Annotated in this window: 1 pseudogene; it reads right to left on the bottom strand. The window is 61.5% G+C overall.

What is annotated here, in order from left to right:
- Positions 1–878: pseudogene (locus tag VSR34_RS38030) on the bottom strand (haloacid dehalogenase-like hydrolase); the annotation flags it as partial.
- Positions 879–898 lie beyond the last annotated feature (20 nt).

Genomic DNA, 898 nt, shown 5'->3' with positions numbered 1-898 from the left:
CCATAGCCGTAGTTCGGATTGCCGGCGAACACGCGCACAACGTCGTCGAGCGACGCGGTGCTGACGTACACGTCGATGCCGTTCGCGCGCAGCGTGTGCATCACCGCGCGTATCTCTTCGTGAATGCGGATGCCGTGGAAATGCGTGTCGGCCACCACGCCGGCCTTGCCCGACAGGGTCTTCGGGCTTTCGTATCTGACCTTGCGCAGCGCATCGCCGATGCCGTGGTTGTTGGACGCTTCGGCCATCGCCTGCAGCTCTGCCGTCGTCATGTTTCGGTAGAAGTAGATGATCCACTTGTAGCCGATCTCGAGCGGATGCGTGTCGCAGATCGCATCGTACATAAAGTAGAGCTTCGCGCGGAAATCCTTGAACTGGTCGGTCTCATGGATCTCGTCGAGGCTCTTGTCGCCTGCGAGCCCCTTGTAGTTCGCATGCAGCCAGCGGTAATCGGATTCGACGTCGGCGGCGAGATCCTCCATCGACACCGGCTTGCCGTCCACCGTCGTGTAGTCCTTCATGAAGGTGCCTTTCGGCACGTCCGTCCACATCACGTCGACGAATTCATCCGGCGTCAGCTTGTACGCCATGTGGTTGATCTGATACATCAACAACGCCTCTTCGCAGTCGTTCATGATGCACGTGTTGTCCCAGTCGAACACTGCATACGGACGCCGTTCCGGATCGTAGCGCCCGCTCTTGACGCCATGCTCGTCGAGCACCACCTGCAGGCGCGCGGCGTTGAGCGGCGACCAGCGGCCCGGATCGAGCGCGTCCGGCGTCGCCGCGCGTCCGGCTTCTGCCGACTGCGCGTCGAGCATCAGCGAGCTGGCAGCGGTGGCGACAACAAGGGTGTTCAGAAACGTGCGGCGTTGCATGGTCTCTCTCCTTGGGAATG

The sequence above is a fragment of the Paraburkholderia sp. JHI2823 genome, assembly GCF_038900695.1.
In the GTDB taxonomy this organism is placed as follows: domain Bacteria; phylum Pseudomonadota; class Gammaproteobacteria; order Burkholderiales; family Burkholderiaceae; genus Paraburkholderia; species Paraburkholderia mimosarum.
The sequence above is the reverse complement of the archived record's forward strand: the minus strand, read 5'-3'. Positions and strand labels throughout refer to the sequence as shown.